Consider the following 14,658-nt stretch of genomic DNA (forward strand, 5'->3'; position numbering starts at 1 on the left):
AGGGGCTTGCGGGGAATTGGTGAAGAGCTGGTGCACAGCAGACCGACAGGCCAGGGCGGCCCGGCGGCACTACCGTGGAGGCACCGGCACCGCCGCGGAGAGGAGCAGTCCCCTCATGTCCGAGCACACCTACCGGGTCACCGAGATCGTCGGCACCTCGCACGAAGGCGTCGACCAGGCCATCCGCAACGGCATCACCCGCGCCGCGCAGACGCTGCGCGGCCTGGACTGGTTCGAGGTCACACAGGTGCGCGGCCACATCGAGAACGGCGAGATCAAGCACTACCAGGTGGGCCTGAAGGTCGGCTTCCGCCTGGAGGACACCGCCTGAGGACTCCGCCTGAGGACTCCGCCTGGGGCCGCGGCTCGGGCCGCGGGGCCCTGGGCGGGTCACCGGCGGCTGCCGGGCCCGCCGGGGTCGGCGCGCCCCCGCACCGCGCGTCTCACCAGGCGAGGACCGGCGCCACCTGCGGGAGCCCCCCGGGCAGCGGCTACGGGGTGCTGTGTACGCGGTGACGGCACACGCGGCGACCGGCGCACGGCGGGGAGACACGCGGCAGGGCGCCGCGCGGCGGCCCGCGCACGAGGGGATGGCCCTCAGCGGGACTGCGCACGGCACGCTTGCACACGACGGCTGCCCGCAGCGGTGCCGCGCCCGGCCGCGTCGCCTGCGGCGGGGGTGCACACGGCGGCATGGACCACCGCGGTATGCACCACCGCGGCATGGCCCCCGGCGGGGTCCGCCGACAGCGGGGTTACGCACGGCACGGTTACACACGACGGCTGCCCGCAGCGGTGCCGCGCCCGGCCGCGTCCCCGCACCGGGGTCACCCACCGCGATGTCCCCACAGCGGGGTAGCCCGCAGCGAGGTAGCCCCCGCAGCGTGCCGCAGCAGGGGCCCGCCCGCGGCGCCCCGTGCCCGGCTGCGCGGAGGGCGCCCAGTCAAACCTCCGGCCAGCCCCGCCGCCCCGGCGCGCGCCCCACCCCCGTACACCACACGCACGCGCCACCCTCAGGCGCACGCACGTCGCGTGTGCCTCACGTGCGCCTCACGTGCGCCCTTCCCGCTCCTGCGCGTCCCTGAGCGCCGCCGACGCCTGTGCCCAGCGGGCCCGGACCACGGTGAACCCGGCCGCCTCCGCGTCGTCGCACACCAACTCGTCGTCGTCCACGAGCACCCGGACCTCGCGGTCGCGCGCCAGGCGGCGCAGGATCTCCAGCTTGGTGCGGCGGGCGGGCCGCCGGTCGTGGTCGCGGCGCATCCAGATCCGCCCCTCGGGCAGTTCCTGCGCGGCCAGCCAGGCGACGGTGTCGGCGCGGCAGCGCTCCGGCCGCCCGGTGAGGTAGACGACCTCGCACTCCGCGGCGCTCTCCCGGGCGAGCGCGACGCCCCGGGCCAGCGGCGGGTCGTCCACGGCCGCCGCGAAGAACGCCTCCCAGTCGCGCGGCGCCCGCTCCAGGAACCGCTGCCGGTGCGCGGTGTCGGCGAGGGTACCGTCCAGATCGAACACGGCCAGGGGCCGCTCGGCTCGTCCGTTGTCGGGGGTCACGTCATCAGCGTAAGCAGCCCGCGGCCCATCGCGCGCACGCCGGGGCGGACGGGCGAGCCGGGGCGGACGGGAGGGCCGCCGCCGGGTGGCCGGGCACCGCGCCGCGTTGGAGGCGGCGCTGGGCTGACGCGCGCTCATCCGTGTTCCGGTGTGCGGGAGTTGGAGGTACCGTCCCCTCATGGGCGGCGAAGACGACGTGCTCCTCGCGGAACAGCTGGCCTACTACCGGGCGGGGGCGGCCGAGTACGACCGGCCCTACCGGGAGCGCGCGGACATCCAGGAGCTGCTGACCGTCGCCGACCGCCTGCCCGTCGCCGGGGACGTGCTGGAGCTGGCCTGCGGCACGGGCCAGTGGACGCCGCTGCTCGCCGCGCGGGCCCGGTCGGTGACGGCGGTCGACGCGGCGGCGGAGACGATCGCCGTCGCCCGCAAGCGCGTGACCTCCGCGAACGTCGAGTTCGTGCGGGCCGACCTGTTCTCCTGGCGGCCGTCGCGCCGCTACGACACCGTGTTCTTCGCGTTCTGGCTCTCGCACGTGCCGCCCGCGCGGCTGCCCGCGTTCTGGGACGCGGTCGCCGCCGCGCTCGCGCCGGGCGGCCGGGCCGTGTTCGTCGACGACGGCCCCGGGGGCGCCGCCGGGGAGGAAGTCCTCACGGACGGGGCCGTCCCCGCCGCGCTGCGCAGGCTCGCCGACGGCAGCGCGTACCGCGTGGTGAAGGTCTTCCACGACGCCACCGCCCTCACGGACCGGCTCGCCTCCCTCGGCTGGTCCGCCCGCGTGCGCCCCACGGCGGGGAAGTTCCTCGTGGGGATCGCCGAACGCCCCTGACCCCTGGGAGGCCCCGGCGCGGGACCGGTCCCACGGCCGCGTCGCTACGTTCCCCGGGACTCTTCCGGAGCCTTGGAACTCTTCTGGAGCACGGACACGCCCCGTCGCGGGGCACCTGAAGAGCCTGAGGAACGTGGGAAACGGTGGCGGTCGGCGATGACACGAGACACGGAACTGACGCTCAATCAGGTGACCGAGGTGATCAGGGCGCTGCCTCGGCGCAGAAGCGGCACCGCTCCCGATGTCACCTACCTCGCCGACGGGCTGCTGTGGTGCGCGCTGTGCGGCGCCCGGCTGACGGTCGAGCCCGCCGAGGGCTGGTACGCCGACCCGCACGGGGCCGCCTACGCGTGCGCGGAGTGCGGGCGCACCAGGGCACGCGTGACCACCGTGCACCAGGAGCTGCGGGAACTGGTCCGGCGCCGCCTCGCGGACCCGGCCGTGATCGTGCGCTGGCGGTCGGCGCGCCTCGCCGCGCTCACCGCGGAGCTGGCGCAGCTGCGCGCCGTCCTCGTCTGGGGGCGCGACGAGCGGCACTGCGCCCGGCTCGGGCGCGCCCTTCACCTGGGGGCCGGGCCGTTCGGGCGCGCCGCCGTCGAGGCCGGTCTCGGGCACCTGGACACCGTCGCGACGCGCCTGGTCGAGCTGGTCACCGAGTACGCGGCGCTGACGTCCGGGCCGGAGCGGGGCCGCACCCGGCACATCGGAGAGCTGCGGGCCGCGCGCCTCGCGTTCAGCGACCTGTACTTCCCGCTGCTGCAGCTCGGCCACCAGCTGCGGGGCACGCTCCGCGAGCAGCGGCGGCGCACGGTGCGGGCCCTCGGCGGACGCCGCGAGTACGCCGCGTACCAGGCCGAGCTGCACGCGGCGCGGCTGCCGCTGTGGGACCTGCTCGCGCACCCCGACTGGTACGCCCCGCAGCCCGCGAAGCTGCCCGCGCACGACGAGGCGCTGGCCCGCGACTGGTCGCGGGACCCCACCCGCGAGCCGGGACGGCGCCGGAAGCTGCTGCTCACCGCCCTCGGCGAGGACCGCCTCACCCTCGGCCCGGCCACCGCCGACGGGCCCCGGCTGCACCTCGTGCCCGCCCCCGCCGACCGCGCGCCCGCCGGGAATCCTGAGGCTCCCTGAGCGTTGACACCTGATGTGAGCAGCCTGATCGCGTCCACCCGTTTCTCCGTCCTCGACCGCTCCCGCACCCGTGAGGGGCACGACGTCCCGGCGGCCCTGCGGGACACCGTCGGCCTGGCGCGCGAGGTCGAGGCGCTCGGGTACCACCGCTTCTGGGTGTCGGAGCACCACGGCGTGCCCGGCGTCGCCGGGTCCGCGCCGACGGTGCTCGCGGCGGCCGTCGCGGCGGCCACGCGCACCATCCGGGTCGGCACGGGCGGCGTGATGCTGCCGAACCACAAGCCGCTGGTGGTGGCCGAGCAGTTCGGGGTGCTCGACGCGCTGTTCCCGGGGCGGATCGACATGGGCCTCGGGCGCTCGGTCGGCTTCACGGACGGCGTGCGCAAGGCCCTCGGCCGCGACAAGCACGCGGCGGCGGACTTCGCGGAGCAGCTCACCGAACTGCTGGGCTGGTTCCGGGGCACCTCCGAGACGGGGGTGCGGGCCTACCCGGCCGACGGCGCGCACGTCCCGGCGTACGTCCTGGCCACCGGCGAGGGCGCCGCCATCGCCGCCCGCCTGGGGCTTCCGCTGGTCATCGGGGACCTGCGGGGGCGCGAGAAGCTGCTGCGGGCCGTCGACGGCTACCGCGCGGCGTTCCGGCCCTCGCCCTGGGCCGAGGAGCCGTATGTGATCGTGGCGGGCACGGTCGCCGTCGCGGACAGCGAGGAGGCCGCCCGCCGCCTGCTGATCCCGGAGGCCTGGTCGATGGCGTACTCGCGCACGCACGGCACGTTCCCACCGCTGCCGCCCGCCGAGCGCGTCGAGGAGCGCGCGGCGGCGGGCGCGATGACCGACAAGGAGCGGCGGCTCTACGAGTCCGGGCTCCAGGGCCACCTCCACGGCACCGAGGACCAGGTGGCGGACGGACTGGAGGCGGTCCTCAAGGACAGCGGCGCCCAGGAGGTCCTGGTGACCACGAGCACGTACGACCGGGCGGGGCTGCTCGACTCCTACCGGCGCCTGGCGCGCGCGGCGGGCCTCGCCGGGGCTCCGGGCCCGGTCTGACCGCCCGAGGTGCGCGCCGGGCCCCGGCCTAGAATCGTGGGGTTTGCCCCCTCGCCGCGTACGGAGCCCGCCCCATGCACAGCGCCCACGACCACGATCCCTTCGTACGGGTCCGGGGTGCCCGTGAGCACAACCTGCGCGGCGTGGACGTGGACGTCCCCCGGGACGTCCTCGCGGTGTTCACCGGCGTCTCCGGCTCCGGGAAGTCGTCGCTGGCCTTCGGCACGATCTACGCGGAGGCGCAGCGGCGCTACTTCGAGTCGGTGGCCCCGTACGCGCGCCGCCTGATCCACCAGGTGGGCGCCCCGAAGGTCGGCGAGATCACGGGGCTTCCGCCCGCGGTGTCGCTCCAGCAGCGCCGGGCGGCCCCCACGTCCCGCTCGTCGGTCGGCACGGTCACCACCCTGTCCAACTCGCTGCGCATGCTGTTCTCCCGTGCGGGCGACTACCCGGACGGCGCCGAACGCCTCGATTCCGACGCGTTCTCGCCGAACACGGCGGCGGGCGCCTGCCCCGAGTGCCACGGCCTCGGCCGGGTGCACCGCACCACCGAGGACCTGCTCGTCCCCGACCCGTCCCGGTCCGTCCGCGACGGCGCGATCGCGGCCTGGCCCGGCGCCTGGCAGGGCAAGAACCTGCGCGACGTGCTCGACGCGCTCGGCTACGACGTGGACCGGCCGTGGCGCGAGCTGCCCCAGCGGGACCGGGACTGGATCCTGTTCACGGACGAGCAGCCGGTGGTGACGGTGCACCCGGTGCGCGAGGCGGGCCGCATCCAACGCCCGTACCAGGGCACGTACATGAGCGCCCGGCGCTACGTCATGAAGACGTTCGCCGACTCCAAGAGCCAGACGCTGCGCGCCAAGGCGGAGCGGTTCCTGACCAGCGAGCCGTGCCCGGCGTGCGGCGGCAGCAGGCTGCGCCCGGAGGCGCTGGCGGTCACGTTCGCGGGCGGCACGATCGCGGAGCTGTCCGCGCTGCCCCTGTCCGACCTCGCCCGGCGCCTGGAGGGCGCGGGCGGCACGGAGACGGCCCGGGTGCTGACCGCCGACCTCCTGGCCCGCATCGAGACGATCACCGAGCTGGGCCTCGGCTACCTCTCCCCGGACCGCGCCACGCCCACCCTCTCCCCCGGCGAGCTCCAGCGCCTGCGCCTGGCCACACAGCTCCGCTCGGGCCTGTTCGGCGTGGTGTACGTCCTCGACGAGCCGTCCGCGGGGCTGCACCCGGCGGACACGGAAGCGCTGCTGACGGTCCTCGACCGGCTCAAGGCGGCCGGGAACTCCGTCTTCGTCGTCGAGCACCACCTGGACGTGGTGCGGCACGCCGACTGGATCGTCGACGTCGGGCCGCACGCGGGCGAGCACGGCGGGCGGGTGCTGCACAGCGGGCCGGTGGCCGACCTCGCGGCCGTCGAGGAGTCGGCGACGGCCCGCTATCTGTTCGGGCGCGCGCCGCGCCCGGTGCGGCCGGTGCGCGAGCCGCGCGGCTGGCTGAAGGTGGGCCCCGTCACCCGGCACAACCTGCGGGACGTGACGGTGGAGCTGCCGCTGGGCGCGTTCACCGCCGTCACCGGCGTGTCCGGCTCCGGCAAGTCCACGCTGGTCGACGCCATCACCGAGGACCTTCCGGGCGTGGGCCGCCTCGTCCGCGTGGACCAGAGGCCCATCGGCCGCACCCCGCGCTCCAACCTCGCCACCTACACCGGCCTGTTCGACGTCGTACGGAAGGTCTTCGCGGCGACCGACGAGGCGCGGGCGCGCGGCTACGGCGTCGGCCGGTTCTCCTTCAACGTCGCGGGCGGGCGTTGCGAGACCTGCCAGGGCGAGGGGTTCGTCAGCGTGGAGCTGCTGTTCCTGCCGTCCACGTACGCCCCGTGCCCCGACTGCGGGGGTGCCCGCTACAACCCGGAGACCCTTCAGGTCACGTACGGCGGGCGCAGCATCGCCGGGGTCCTGGACCTGACGGTGGAGGCCGCCGCGGACTTCTTCGCCGACACCCCCGCCGTGCTGCGCAGCCTGCGCACGCTGCTCGACGTCGGGCTCGGCTATCTGCGGCTCGGGCAGCCCGCGACGGAGCTGTCCGGGGGCGAGGCGCAGCGCATCAAGCTGGCCAGCGAGTTGCAGCGGGTGCGCCGGGGGCACACCCTCTACCTCCTGGACGAGCCCACCACCGGGCTCCACCCCGCCGACGTGGACGTCCTCACCGGGCGGCTGCACGAGCTGGTCGACGGCGGCAGCTCCGTCGTGGTCGTCGAGCACGACATGCGGGTGGTCGCCGGGGCGGACTGGGTGGTCGACCTCGGGCCCGGGGGCGGGGCCGCCGGGGGGCGGGTGGTGGCTGAGGGGCGGCCACGGGATGTCGCCGGGGCGGAGGGGAGCCGGACGGGGGCGTATCTGGGGCGTGCGCTGCGGGGTTAGCCCTCGCGGGGCGCCCCAGACCCGCCCCTTCACCGCAACCAGGGGCTGCCGCCCCTGGCACCCCGCCCTCATCGGCGCTTCGCGCCTCGTCCTCAAACGCCGGACGGGCTTTCCCCACCCCCGCCAGTCAGTCGTCGTAGATCACCGCCCACGGCCGCACCCGAGTGGCCCCCGGCACCGGGGTCACCGTCGCCGCGTCCCGCGTCAGGACCGTCGCCGCCAGCTCCGCGAACCGCTCGGCGCCCGCGTGGGCCCCCCGCTCGGGCCACGCCACGGCAAGGCGCTGCGCCACGGGCCGCCCCGCCAGCGGGCGCCACGCCACCCGGGGCTCCTTGCGCGCCGCCGTGCCCCGCTCGAAGGCCACGCCCTGTCCCGCGGCGACGAGCCCGAGCAGGAACTCCGGGTTCCGGGCGTGCCGCACCCGGCCGGGTACGAACCCCGCGGCGCGGCAGGTGTCGAGCGTGGCGTCGTACCAGCCGGGCGCGGCGTCGCGCGGGCACAGGACCAGGTCGTGCCCGGACAGCGCGGCGAGGTCGACCTCGGGCAGCCGGGCCAGGGGGAGGCGCGGGGCAGGACGACACCGAGGCCGACGGTGACCTCGGGGCCGATGACCAGGCCGGTGGCGTCCACGGGCTGGTGCAGCAGGCCCACGTCCAGGCCGCCGGAGGCGAGCAGCCTCAGCTGTTCCTGGGTGGAGACCTCCTGGAGGTCCACGCGCAGGCCGGGCGCCTGTTCCGCGCAGGCGGCGAGCAGCGCGTGCAGGACGGGCGCCGCGGTGTCCTCCGGCACGCCCGCGCGCAGGGTGCCGACATCGCCGTCGACGGCCCGCCGCACCAGCGACCGCAGCCGCTCCTCGCGGACCAGCAGGTCCCGTGCCTCGTCGTACAGGACGGCACCGGCCGTGGTCAGCCTGACCTGCCGCTGCGTACGGTCGAAGAGTGCGGCGCCGAGTTCCCTCTCCAGGCGGCGCACGGCCTGGCTGAGCGGCGGCTGCGCCATGCCGAGGACCTCCGCGGCCCGGCTGAAGTGCAGCTCTTCGGCCGTGACGACGAAAATACGCAGGTGCCGCAGGAGATCCACGCGGTGAGCGTAGGCGATGAGCGGGGCCACGGGGCCGCGCGGGTGGAGGAGAACGTGGCGGAGAGTGCCGGGGAGCGCGTGGCGGAGCGCGTCAGGGAGGTCTTCGCGCGAGCGGGGGCTCAGGGCGCCCTGCACGCGGTGCCGATCGGCGACCTGCCCTGGCCGGGGCAGGAGCCGGAAGCAGCGCCGGGGCGCCCCCTGGGTCCCGAGGTCGCGGTCGCCGCCGACGAGCCCGTGGCGATCTCGTCCGTCTTCAAGATCCTGCTCGTGCTGGAGTTCTTCCGGCAGGCCGACGCGGGGCAGCTCGATCCGCGGGAGCGGGTGCGGGTGACGGACGCCCACCGGCTCGGCGGGTGGGGCACCGCGGGCTGCGCGGACGACGTGGAGGTCTCCCTGCGCGACCTGGCGTACTTCGCGCTGACCGTCAGCGACAACACGGCGGCCGACGTGCTGCTCGACCGCGTCGGCCTGGACACCGTGCGGCTGCTCACCGAGGAGCTGGGGCTCACCCGCACCCGGATCGTGGGCGGCCCCCGCGAGGCGCTGGCGTCGATGCTCGCCGACGTCGGGGCGCGCGACGAGGAGGAGTTCGCGGCGCTGTACCGGGCGCTGCCGGGCGAGCGGAAGCGGTCGCTGAGCGTCCTCGATCCGCGCCGCGCCAACGCCAGCACCCCGCGCGACGTCACCCGGCTGCTCGACCTGGTGTGGCGGGACGCCGCCGGTTCGCCCCGGGCCTGCGCGCGGGTGCGGGAGCTGATGGGGCGGCAGGTGTTCCGGCACCGGCTCACCTCGGGGTTCGGGGACGACGTACGGATCGCGGCGAAGACCGGCACGCTGCCGGGGCTGCACATCGAGGTGGGCGTCGTGCGCTACCCGGACGGCGGGCGGTACGCGGTGGCGGTGTTCGCCAGGAGCCGGGCCGTGGTCGCGGACCTCGCCACTGTGGACGCCGCGATCGGCCGCACGGCCCGGCTGGCGGTCGATCATCTTCGTACGGCGGAAGGCGCACCCGCACACAGGCTCTGACCTGGTGTTATATGGGATCGCCTATCGACCGCACGGGTCATTGATCTTGGACGTCGGGGGGCGTCGCCTGGTCTGCTGCCGCCATGAGCACTCACGAACGACACCTCCGTCCCGGCCGTCGCACCCTGCTGCGCGGCGCCGCGCTCGGCGCGGCAGCCCCGCTGGTCCCGTCGACCCCGCTGGTCCCGGCGACCGCCGCCGACCGCGCGGCGGCACCCGGCGGGCGGGCCGCGCACGGCGTCTCGTACCGCTGGCTCGGCACCTCCGGCTGGCGCGTCGACCTCCAGCGGCGGGGCGAGACGGCGACCGTGCTGGTCGACCCGTACGTCACCCGCTTCTCCACCGGTCTGTTCACCGGCGCCTTCGACCCCGCCACCCGGCTGCGCACCGACCAGGCGCTGGTGCGCCGCCACGCGGGCACCCCGGAGGTCATCTGCGTCACGCACACCCACTGGGACCACCTCAACGACGTGCCGTACCTCGCGAAGTCGACGGGCGCGCGGGTGATCGGCACCGAGACGACGTACCACGTGCTGCGCTCCCTCGGCGTGGACCCGGGGCGGATCTCCGTCGTCAAGGGCGGCGAGGTGCTCGCCTTCGACGGGTACGTGGTGGAGGTCGCCGCCTCGCGGCACAGCCGCAACGGCGCGTACTCCTACTTCGCGCCCGGCACCCTGACCGCCCCGCCCGCGACCGCGCCGCGGACGATATCCGACCTGCCGGAGGGCGACACGCTGGCCTTCAAGGTGACGCCGGACGGCGCGCCGTCGGCGCTGTTCACGGGGGCGAGCGACTTCGACGAGCGGTCCTTCCGGGGGCTCGCGCCGGACATCGCGATGCTCGCGGTGGCGTCGACCGCGGCCACGCACCGCTATGTGCCGCGGCTGCTGGACGCCCTTGACCGGCCCGACGTGGTCGTCCCCGTGCACTGGGACGACTTCGAGCGGCCGCTGAGCGAGCCGCCGCGGAAGGACGGCACGGACCTGGACGACTTCCTCGCCCAGGTCCGTGCGGTGAGCCCCGGCTCGCGGCTGGTGGTGCCGGACTACGCGACGGTGTACGGGGCGGACCTGCGGCCCCGCCGGTAGGCCGCCGCTACCGCCGCGCCTTGCGGGTCGCCCGCAGCCACTCCTTGTTCATCGCGGCGATCGACGGCAGCGGGATGCCCTTGGGGCAGGCGGTGGCGCACTCGCCGGTGAGGGTGCAGCCGCCGAAGCCCTCGGAGTCCATCTGCGCGACCATGTCGAGGACCCGGGTCTCGCGCTCGGGGGCGCCCTGCGGCAGCACGTTGAGGTGGTTGACCTTGGCGGAGGTGAACAGCATCGCCGAGCCGTTCGGGCAGGCCGCCACGCAGGCGCCGCAGCCGATGCACTCGGCGTGCTCGAAGGCGTAGTCGGCGTCCGGCTTCGGCACGGGCGTGGCGTGCGCCTCGGGCGCGGAGCCGGTGGGGGCGCTGATGTAGCCGCCCGCCTGGATGATGCGGTCGAAGGCGGAGCGGTCGACGACCAGGTCCTTGACGACCGGGAAGGCCGCGGCGCGCCACGGCTCGATGTCGATGGTGTCGCCGTCCTGGAAGGACCGCATGTGCAGTTGGCAGGTGGTGGTGCGCTCGGGCCCGTGGGCGTCGCCGTTGATGACGAGCGAGCAGGCGCCGCAGATGCCCTCGCGGCAGTCGTGGTCGAAGGCGACGGGGTCCTCGCCCTTGAGGATGAGTTCCTCGTTGAGGGTGTCGAGCATCTCCAGGAAGGACATGTCCGGCGAGATCCCGTCCACGTCGTAGGTGGACATGGCGCCTTCGGCACCGGCGTTCCGCTGGCGCCAGACGCGCAGGGTGAGCTTCATGCGTAGCTCCGCTGGGTGGGGTGGACGTACTCGAAGACCAGGTCTTCGCGGTGCAGGACGGGGGCGGTGCCGGTGCCGGTGAACTCCCAGGCGGCGGCGTAGGAGAACTCCTCGTCCTTGCGGGCGGCCTCGCCGTCGGGGGTCTGGGACTCCTCGCGGAAGTGGCCGCCGCAGGACTCGGAGCGGTGCAGCGCGTCGAGGCACATCAGCTCGGCGAGCTCCAGGTAGTCGACGACGCGGTTGGCCTTCTCCAGGGACTGGTTGAACTCCTCGCCGGTGCCGGGCACCTTGATGCGGCGCCAGAACTCCTCGCGGATCTGCGGGATGCGGTCCAGGGCCTTGCGCAGCCCCTCGTCGGTGCGGGCCATGCCGCAGAACTCCCACATCAGCTCGCCGAGTTCGCGGTGGAAGGAGTCCGGGGTGCGGTCGCCGTCGACGGCGAGGAGCCGGGCAAGCCGGTCCTCGGTCTCGGCGACCGCCTCGCGCACGGCGGGGTGGTCGTCGCCCACCTCGTCGTGGTGCGGGTTGCGGGCGAGGTAGTCGTTGATGGTGGACGGCAGGACGAAGTAGCCGTCGGCGAGGCCCTGCATCAGGGCGGAGGCGCCGAGCCGGTTCGCGCCGTGGTCGGAGAAGTTGGCCTCGCCGATGGCGAACAGGCCGGGCACGGTGGTCTGGAGGTCGTAGTCGACCCACAGGCCGCCCATCGTGTAGTGCACGGCGGGGTAGATCCGCATCGGCACCTGGTACGGATCCTCGTCGGTGATCCGCTGGTACATGTCGAAGAGGTTGCCGTACTTGGCCTCCACCGCCTTGCGGCCCATGCGCCGGATGGCGTCGGCGAAGTCCAGGTATACGCCCTGGCCGCCGGGGCCGACCCCCCTGCCCTCGTCGCAGACGTTCTTGGCGGCGCGGGAGGCGATGTCGCGCGGCACGAGGTTGCCGAAGGAGGGGTAGATGCGCTCCAGGTAGTAGTCGCGCTCGTCCTCGGGGATCTCGTTGGCGGGGCGGGTGTCGCCCTTGGCCTTGGGCACCCAGATGCGGCCGTCGTTGCGCAGCGACTCGCTCATCAGGGTCAGCTTCGACTGGTGGTCGCCGGTGCGCGGGATGCAGGTGGGGTGGATCTGGGTGAAGCAGGGGTTGGCGAAGTAGGCGCCGCGCCGGTGGGCCCGCCACACGGCGGTGGCGTTGGAGTTCATGGCGTTCGTCGACAGGTAGAAGACGTTGCCGTAGCCGCCGCTCGCGAGGACGACGGCGTCCGCGAAGTAGCTGGAGATCTCCCCCGTGATCAGGTCGCGGGCGACGATGCCGCGGGCCCGGCCGTCGACGACGATCAGGTCGAGCATCTCGGTGCGCGGGTGCATCTCGACGTTCCCGGCGGCGATCTGACGGCTCAGCGCCTGGTAGGCGCCGAGCAGCAGCTGCTGCCCCGTCTGACCGCGGGCGTAGAACGTGCGCGACACCTGTACGCCGCCGAAGGACCGCGTGTCGAGCAGCCCGCCGTACTCGCGGGCGAACGGCACGCCCTGGGCCACGCACTGGTCGATGATCTCGACGGAGATCTGCGCGAGCCGGTGCACATTGGACTCGCGGGCGCGGAAGTCGCCGCCCTTGACGGTGTCGTAGAACAGCCGGTGGATGGAGTCGCCGTCGTTGCGGTAGTTCTTCGCGGCGTTGATGCCGCCCTGCGCGGCGATGGAGTGGGCGCGGCGCGGCGAGTCCTGGTAGCAGAACTGCACGACGTGGTAGCCCTGTTCGGCGAGCGTGGCCCCGGCGGAGCCGCCCGCGAGGCCGGTGCCGACGACGATCACGGTGTGCTTGCGGCGGTTGGCGGGGTTGACCAGCTTCGCCTGGAAGCGCCGGGTGTCCCAGCGCTCGGCGATCGGCCCCTCGGGGGCCTTGGTGTCGACGACCGGCTCCCCGGTCTCGTACGCCAGGTAGTCACGGGTGTTCATGGATCAGCTCACCACTCCGGTCATGACGCCGACGGGTACGGAGACGAAGCCCACGGTCAGCAGCAGCGCGAGGCCGTTGGCGAGGGTCTTCAGGGCGCGGTCGCGGCGGGCGCTGCCCACGCCGAGGGTCTGCGCGGCGCTCCAGAAGCCGTGCCGCACGTGGAAGCCGACGGCGACGACGGCGACGATGTAGATGACGTTGCCGTACCAGGTGGAGAAGGTGTCGATGACGTTCTGGTACGGGTGCAGGTGCTGGTACTCGCCCGGGTGCACGGTGCCCGTCGTCAGGTCCAGGATGTGCCAGACGATGAACAGGCCGAGGATGATCCCGCCCCAGCGCATGGTGCGGGTCGCGTAGCTGGCGCGCGGCTTGCTGTGCACGTACCGGGTGGGGCGCGCCCTGAGGTCGCGCCTGCTCAGCTGGTACGCGGACACGGCGTGCGCGACGACCGAGGCGACGAGCACGACGCGGATGACCCACAGCGTCCACTCCCAGCGCATCACGGGCCCGCCGAGGGTGCGCAGCCAGTGCGCGTAGTGGTTGAAGTCGTCGGGCCCGAAGAAGATCTTGAGGTTGCCGATCATGTGGGCGACCAGGTAGAGCAGCATGATGATGCCGCTCACCGCCATCACGGTCTTCTTGCCGACGGTGGAGTCCCATACCGTGCGCGGAAGTGACGGCCGCCGGTCCGTCCGCGTTGCCAGAGCCATGTCACGAAACGCTACGACCGGGGCCCCCGATCAGTCCAAGAGATGCTGCGGCTCATCTCCATAGGCTGTGCCTATCGATGGCGTATCGTGCCGTCCATGCAGTTCCAGCAGTTGCTGTACTTCGTCGCGGTCGCCGAGACGCGGCACTTCACGCGGGCCGCCGAGCGGGTGCACGTGTCGCAGCCGTCGCTGTCCCAGCAGGTGCGGGCCCTGGAGCGGGAGCTGGGCGCGGAGCTGTTCAGCCGGGCGCGGGGCAACATCACGCTCACGGACGCCGGGGAGGCGCTGCTTCCGCTGGCCCGCCGCATCCTGGCGGACGCCGACACCGCCCGCATCGAGGTGCAGGAGCTGGCCCAGCTGCGCCGGGGCCGGGTGCGCCTCGGGGCCACGCCGAGCCTGTGCACGGGCCTGCTGCCGCAGGTGCTGCGCGCCTTCCACGACCAGCACCCCGGCATCCAGCTCCTCATCGAGGAGGGCGGCAGCCACGACCTGGTACGCCATCTGGCGCGCGGCGCCCTGGACCTGGCGCTCGTGGTCCTGCCCCTGCCGAGCCCCTCCCCCGCCCTCACCACGGTGGAGCTGCTGACGGAGGACCTGGTCGTGGTGTCCTCGCCCCAGGCGCCGGGCCTGGGCACCACGGCCCGCGTCGCCGACCTCCAGGGCGAACGCCTCGTGATGTTCCGCCACGGCTACGACCTGCGGGAACTCACGGTGGCCGCCTGCCGGGCGGAGGGCTTCGAGCCGGAGTTCGCGGTCGAGGGCGGCGAGATGGACGCGGTCCTGGGCTTCGTCCGCGCGGGCCTGGGCGTCGCGGTCGTCCCCCGCATGGTCGCCGAACGAGCGGGCAGCGACCTCACGATGACCCCCCTGTCCCGCCCCCGCCTGCGCCGCACCATCGCCCTAGCCCACCGAAGCGACGTGGCCCCACCCCGCGCGGCCAGAGAACTCCACCGCATGCTCCTGACCCGCACGAACACGCCCTAGAACCAGCCACCACCCCCAAGAGCGCGATCTCAAGCCCGCCCGGCGCTTGAGGACGAGCGCGCAACCCAAGAGCGCGATCTCAAGC

The 14,658-nt window shown here is 74.3% G+C and carries 12 protein-coding genes and 1 pseudogene; 8 read left to right on the top strand and 5 right to left on the bottom strand.

Annotated features, from left to right (window positions below; all coding sequences use genetic code 11):
• The first annotated feature begins 115 nt into the window (after positions 1-115).
• The gene (locus tag ACOBQU_RS05425) at positions 116-331 is read left to right on the top strand and encodes a dodecin (RefSeq protein ID WP_423624765.1); all 216 of its coding nucleotides are present in this window, start codon (positions 116-118) and stop codon (positions 329-331) included.
• Positions 332-1,050: 719 nt separating this feature from the next.
• Here the strand turns inward: ACOBQU_RS05425 and ACOBQU_RS05430 are convergent.
• Entirely contained in the window at positions 1,051-1,551 is a 501-nt protein-coding gene (locus ACOBQU_RS05430) for an LNS2 domain-containing protein (protein WP_423624766.1), read from the bottom strand.
• A gap of 178 nt (positions 1,552-1,729) precedes the next feature.
• On the opposite strand from ACOBQU_RS05430, the gene ACOBQU_RS05435 reads away from it, so the two are divergent.
• The 4 genes from ACOBQU_RS05435 to ACOBQU_RS05450 all read left to right on the top strand — a co-directional run bounded on the left by ACOBQU_RS05435 (position 1,730) and on the right by ACOBQU_RS05450 (position 6,978).
• Complete coding sequence (locus tag ACOBQU_RS05435) at positions 1,730-2,380, top strand: class I SAM-dependent methyltransferase (protein ID WP_423624767.1); 651 nt, start codon at positions 1,730-1,732, stop codon at positions 2,378-2,380.
• Between the two features lie 156 nt (positions 2,381-2,536).
• Entirely contained in the window at positions 2,537-3,511 is a 975-nt protein-coding gene (locus ACOBQU_RS05440; protein ID WP_423624768.1) for a hypothetical protein, read from the top strand.
• 15 nt (positions 3,512-3,526) lie between these two features.
• Positions 3,527-4,558 (top strand): LLM class flavin-dependent oxidoreductase, encoded by a 1,032-nt coding sequence (locus ACOBQU_RS05445; RefSeq protein WP_423624769.1) that lies wholly within the window; start codon positions 3,527-3,529, stop codon positions 4,556-4,558.
• Positions 4,559-4,632: 74 nt separating this feature from the next.
• Positions 4,633-6,978, top strand: coding sequence for an ATP-binding cassette domain-containing protein (locus ACOBQU_RS05450; RefSeq protein WP_423624770.1), 2,346 nt, complete (start codon positions 4,633-4,635; stop codon positions 6,976-6,978).
• Positions 6,979-7,105: 127 nt separating this feature from the next.
• Here ACOBQU_RS05450 and ACOBQU_RS05455 read toward each other — a convergent pair.
• Positions 7,106-8,049: pseudogene (locus ACOBQU_RS05455) on the bottom strand (LysR family transcriptional regulator).
• A gap of 87 nt (positions 8,050-8,136) precedes the next feature.
• Between ACOBQU_RS05455 and ACOBQU_RS05460 the strand changes: the two are divergent.
• Both ACOBQU_RS05460 and ACOBQU_RS05465 read left to right on the top strand, forming a co-directional pair.
• Positions 8,137-9,084, top strand: coding sequence for a serine hydrolase (locus tag ACOBQU_RS05460; RefSeq protein ID WP_423634262.1), 948 nt, complete (start codon positions 8,137-8,139; stop codon positions 9,082-9,084).
• 83 nt (positions 9,085-9,167) lie between these two features.
• Positions 9,168-10,172 (top strand): MBL fold metallo-hydrolase, encoded by a 1,005-nt coding sequence (locus tag ACOBQU_RS05465; RefSeq protein ID WP_423624771.1) that lies wholly within the window; start codon positions 9,168-9,170, stop codon positions 10,170-10,172.
• A gap of 7 nt (positions 10,173-10,179) precedes the next feature.
• Here ACOBQU_RS05465 and ACOBQU_RS05470 read toward each other — a convergent pair whose 3' ends face one another.
• Genes ACOBQU_RS05470 through ACOBQU_RS05480 form a run of 3 tightly spaced genes read right to left on the bottom strand, consistent with a single transcriptional unit; the run spans position 10,180 to position 13,589 of the window.
• On the bottom strand, positions 10,180-10,926 hold the full coding sequence (locus tag ACOBQU_RS05470) for a succinate dehydrogenase/fumarate reductase iron-sulfur subunit (RefSeq protein ID WP_423624772.1): 747 nt from the start codon (positions 10,924-10,926) through the stop codon (positions 10,180-10,182).
• Complete coding sequence (locus tag ACOBQU_RS05475) at positions 10,923-12,878, bottom strand: fumarate reductase/succinate dehydrogenase flavoprotein subunit (RefSeq protein WP_423624773.1); 1,956 nt, start codon at positions 12,876-12,878, stop codon at positions 10,923-10,925. The genes ACOBQU_RS05470 and ACOBQU_RS05475 overlap by 4 nt, the downstream gene beginning before the upstream one ends.
• Before the next feature lie 3 nt (positions 12,879-12,881).
• The gene (locus ACOBQU_RS05480; protein WP_423624774.1) at positions 12,882-13,589 is read right to left on the bottom strand and encodes a succinate dehydrogenase; all 708 of its coding nucleotides are present in this window, start codon (positions 13,587-13,589) and stop codon (positions 12,882-12,884) included.
• A gap of 96 nt (positions 13,590-13,685) precedes the next feature.
• Here ACOBQU_RS05480 and ACOBQU_RS05485 point away from each other — a divergent pair, with 96 nt between their 5' ends.
• A complete protein-coding gene (locus ACOBQU_RS05485) occupies positions 13,686-14,573 on the top strand; it encodes a LysR family transcriptional regulator (protein WP_423624775.1) in 888 nt (295 codons plus the stop codon).
• Positions 14,574-14,658: the final 85 nt, after the last annotated feature.

This window comes from Streptomyces sp. G45 (assembly GCF_049542095.1).
Taxonomy (GTDB): Bacteria; Actinomycetota; Actinomycetes; order Streptomycetales; family Streptomycetaceae; genus Streptomyces.

Coding starts and splice junctions, on each gene's coding strand:
- ACOBQU_RS05425 (WP_423624765.1), top strand. CDS start 116: ATGTCCGAGCACACCTACCGGGTCACCGAGATCGTCGGCACCTCGCAC.
- ACOBQU_RS05435 (WP_423624767.1), top strand. CDS start 1,730: ATGGGCGGCGAAGACGACGTGCTCCTCGCGGAACAGCTGGCCTACTAC.
- ACOBQU_RS05440 (WP_423624768.1), top strand. CDS start 2,537: ATGACACGAGACACGGAACTGACGCTCAATCAGGTGACCGAGGTGATC.
- ACOBQU_RS05450 (WP_423624770.1), top strand. CDS start 4,633: ATGCACAGCGCCCACGACCACGATCCCTTCGTACGGGTCCGGGGTGCC.
- ACOBQU_RS05465 (WP_423624771.1), top strand. CDS start 9,168: ATGAGCACTCACGAACGACACCTCCGTCCCGGCCGTCGCACCCTGCTG.
- ACOBQU_RS05470 (WP_423624772.1), bottom strand. CDS start 10,926: ATGAAGCTCACCCTGCGCGTCTGGCGCCAGCGGAACGCCGGTGCCGAA.
- ACOBQU_RS05475 (WP_423624773.1), bottom strand. CDS start 12,878: ATGAACACCCGTGACTACCTGGCGTACGAGACCGGGGAGCCGGTCGTC.
- ACOBQU_RS05480 (WP_423624774.1), bottom strand. CDS start 13,589: ATGGCTCTGGCAACGCGGACGGACCGGCGGCCGTCACTTCCGCGCACG.
- ACOBQU_RS05485 (WP_423624775.1), top strand. CDS start 13,686: ATGCAGTTCCAGCAGTTGCTGTACTTCGTCGCGGTCGCCGAGACGCGG.